This window comes from Streptomyces sp. NH27 (assembly GCF_056859195.1).
In genome coordinates this window covers 1-3,494 of sequence record NZ_JACEGK010000683.1, presented here as the reverse complement: position 1 = coordinate 3,494, position 3,494 = coordinate 1, and the positions used below count along the sequence as shown (strand labels likewise).

At 76.0% G+C, this 3,494-nt stretch carries 4 protein-coding genes; all 4 read left to right on the top strand.

The genetic code is table 11. The features are described 5' to 3' along the window. On the top strand, positions 1 to 551 hold a 551-nt coding region (locus tag AC13HU_RS34345), incomplete at its 5' end, for a vWA domain-containing protein (RefSeq protein WP_483045910.1). Then, positions 551 to 1,147, top strand: coding sequence for a cob(I)yrinic acid a,c-diamide adenosyltransferase (cobO, locus tag AC13HU_RS34340; protein ID WP_483045909.1), 597 nt, complete (start codon positions 551 to 553; stop codon positions 1,145 to 1,147). The genes AC13HU_RS34345 and cobO, both read left to right, overlap by 1 nt. A gap of 92 nt (positions 1,148 to 1,239) precedes the next feature. Next, positions 1,240 to 2,670, top strand: a complete 1,431-nt coding sequence (locus tag AC13HU_RS34335; RefSeq protein ID WP_483045908.1) for a cobyrinic acid a,c-diamide synthase CobB — start codon at positions 1,240 to 1,242, stop codon at positions 2,668 to 2,670. Beyond that, positions 2,667 to 3,494, top strand: an 828-nt coding sequence (locus AC13HU_RS34330) for a cobalamin biosynthesis protein (protein WP_483045907.1), incomplete at its 3' end; no start/stop codon positions are given. The genes AC13HU_RS34335 and AC13HU_RS34330, both read left to right, overlap by 4 nt.

Below are 3,494 nucleotides of genomic sequence, written 5' to 3'. Positions count from 1 at the left end.
ACCTCGTGCTGTTCGTGGTGGACGCGTCGGGCTCGATGGCGGCGCGGCGGCGGATGGGCGCGGTGAAGGGCGCGGTGCTGTCGCTGCTGCTGGACGCGTACCAGCGGCGGGACAAGGTCGGCCTGGTCACGTTCCGGGGCGCGGGTGCGGAGTTGGCGCTGCCGCCGACGTCGTCGGTGGACGCGGGCGCGGCGCGGCTGGAGAAGCTGCCGACCGGGGGCCGTACGCCGCTGGCCGCGGGGCTGCTGCGGGCGCACGAGGTGCTGCGGGTGGAACGGCTGCGGGACGCCTCGCGGCGGCCGCTGCTGGTGGTGGTGACCGACGGACGGGCCACCGGCGGGCCCGAGCCGCTGCCACGGGCGGCCCACGCGGCCCGGCTGCTGGCCGCGTCCGGGGTGGCGTCGGTGGTGGTGGACTGCGAGACCGGCCCGGTGCGGCTGGGTCTGGCGGGCGCGCTGGCACGGGAGTTGGGCGCCGCCGCGGTGACGTTGGAGGAGTTGCGGGCCGACACGGTGTCCGCGCTGGTCAAGGATGTACGGAGGGCCGCGTAATGCCGCAGGGACAGCCGAGTGTGGTGCCGGACGACGGGCTGACGACGCGCCAGCGCCGTAACCGGCCGCTGACGATCGTGCACACCGGTCCGGGCAAGGGCAAGTCGACGGCGGCGTTCGGGCTGGCGTTGCGGGCCTGGAACCAGGGCTGGCCGGTGGGGGTGTTCCAGTTCGTCAAGTCGGCGAAGTGGAAGGTCGGCGAGGAACGGGCGCTGAAGGTGCTGGGTGCCTCCGGCGAGGGCGGCACGGTCGCCTGGCACAAGATGGGCGAGGGCTGGTCGTGGGTGCAGCGCGACCTCGCCTCCAGCGAGGAGGCGGCCCGGGAGGGCTGGGAGCAGGTCAAGCGGGACCTGGCCGCGGAGACCTACCGGCTCTACGTGCTGGACGAGTTCGCGTACCCGATGCACTGGGGATGGGTGCCGGTGGACGAGGTGGTGCGGGTGCTGCGGGACCGTCCCGGCAGCCAGCACGTGGTGGTCACCGGGCGCAACGCACCGGCCGAACTCCTCGACTGCGCCGACCTGGTGACCGAGATGGCGAAGGTCAAGCACCCGATGGACACCGGGCAGAAGGGGCAGCGGGGGATCGAGTGGTGAGCGCGGGGGCTCGTACGGCGCCGGCGGGCGCGGCGTCGCCGGCTTCGGCTTCGGCTTCGGCTTCGGCTTCGGCTTCGGCTTCGGCAGCGACGGTGCCGGTGCCGGTGCCGGTGCGGGTGCCGCGGTTCGTGATCGCCGCGCCGTCCTCGCGGAGCGGCAAGACGACGGTCGCCACCGGGCTGATGGCCGCCTTCGCCGCGCGCGGCCTCGCGGTGTCCCCGCACAAGGTCGGCCCCGACTACATCGACCCGGGCTACCACGCGCTCGCCACCGGCCGGCCGGGCCGCAACCTCGACCCGTACCTGTGCGGGGTGGAGCGGATGGTGCCGCTGTTCCTGCACGGGGCGGCCGGGGCCGGACTCGCCGTGGTGGAAGGCGTGATGGGGCTGTTCGACGGCGCCACCGGGCACGGCGAGCTGGCCTCGACCGCGCAGGTCTCCAAGGTGCTGTCCGCGCCCGTGGTGCTGGTGGTGGACGCGTCGGCGCAGGCCCGGTCGGTGGCGGCACTGGTGCACGGCTTCGCCTCCTTCGACCCGGGGGTGCGGCTGGGCGGGGTGGTGCTCAACAAGGTCGGCTCGGCACGGCACGAGGAGATCCTGCGCGCGGCGCTGGAGGAGGTCGGGATTCCGGTGCTGGGCGCGCTGGGCCGTTCCGACGTGCTCGCGGTGCCCGCACGCCACCTCGGGCTGGTGCCGGTGGCCGAACGGCGCGCGGAGGCGCTGGCGTGGGTACGGGCGGAGGCCGACCGTATCGCCGCCGGCTGCGACCTGGACGCGCTGCTGGCGCTCGCGCGTACCGCTCCCCCGCTGGCGGGCCCGGCGTGGGACCCGACGGACGAGGTGGCGGGCGGGGCCGTGGGCGAGGCGGCGGGCGCGGTGGAGTCTGCGGTGGCGGACGAGGCGGCGGGGCGTACGGCCGCCCGGCCCGTGGTCGCGGTGGCCCGCGGTGCCGCCTTCACCTTCGCCTACCCCGAGCACGAGGAGTTGCTGACCGCTGCGGGCGCGGACGTGGTGGAGTTCGACCCGCTCACCGACGAGGCGCTGCCCCCCGGCACCCAAGGGGTCGTGATCGGCGGGGGCTTCCCCGAGATGTACGGTCCCGAACTGTCCGCGAACGGTGCGCTGCGCCGCGAGGTCGCCCGCTTCTCCGGCCCGCTGGCCGCCGAGTGCGCCGGACTGCTGTACCTGGTACGGGAGTTGGACGGGCATCCGATGTGCGGAGTGCTCGACGCGAAGGCCGGGATGGGCGCCCGGCTCACGCTCGGCTACCGCGAGGCGGTCGCGGTCGGCGACAGCGTGCTGGCCGCCGCCGGAACCCGGATCCGGGGGCACGAGTTCCACCGCACCCGGGTCGAACCGGGCGCGGGCCCGGCCCCTGCGTGGGGCTTCGTCCGCCCCGAACGCCGCGTCGAGGGCTTCGTCCAGCAGCACGTGCACGCCTCCTACCTGCACACCCACTGGGCCGCCGAACCCTCCCTCGCCCAGCGCTTCGTCGCCTCCTGCGCCGCCCGGCCGCCCCGATGAGCGAACGCTTCTACGTCGGCGTGGGCGCGAGCCGCGCGGCGGACGCGGCAGAGGTCCTGACCCTGGTCCGAGCGGCGCTGACGGAGGCGGCGGTGCCGCGGTGGGAGCACGAACCCGAACCCGCGGCGGTCCGCCCGGCCGCCGGCCCACAGGACGGATCAACGGCCGCCCCGCACAAGGGTTTTCGGCGTGCCGCCCCGGCGCCGGCCGCAGATACGGGCAAAGGTACGGGTACGGGTACGGACGCGGACGGGGGCGCAGGCAGGGACACGGGTCCGAGCTCGCGCCCAGCCACCGGCACCGACACCCGCACCCGCCGTTACACCGACGCGAGTTCAGGCGCTCACCCGGGTTCCGGCTCCGCGCCCACCGCGGGCGGCGGCTTCACCGTGGCGGCGCTGGCCACCGTCACCGGCAAGGTGCGGGTAGCCGCGATCGCCGGGGCCGCCGAACAACTCGGGCTGCCCGTGGTCGGTTTCGACCCGGCCGCGCTGGCCCGTGTGGCGGTGCCGACGCCGTCGGAGGTGGCGCTCGGCGTGCTCGGCACCCCGTCCGTCGCCGAGGCCGCGGCACTCCTCGCGGCCGGTCCCGGCGCCGAACTCGCCCTCGCCAAGCGGAAGTCGGCGCACGCCACGGTCGCCGTGGCCCGCAGCCGCCCGCGGTGCGCGGCCGGACCGGACGAGGCGGCGGCCGGGCAGACGCCCTCGCCACCCACCGCCCCCGCAGCCGAGCCGCGACGCATCGCACTCGCGCCCTCCGACGCAGTTCCGGCGCACACCACGGTGACCGGAACCCGCAACGGCCCACAACACGCGGCCGCACCC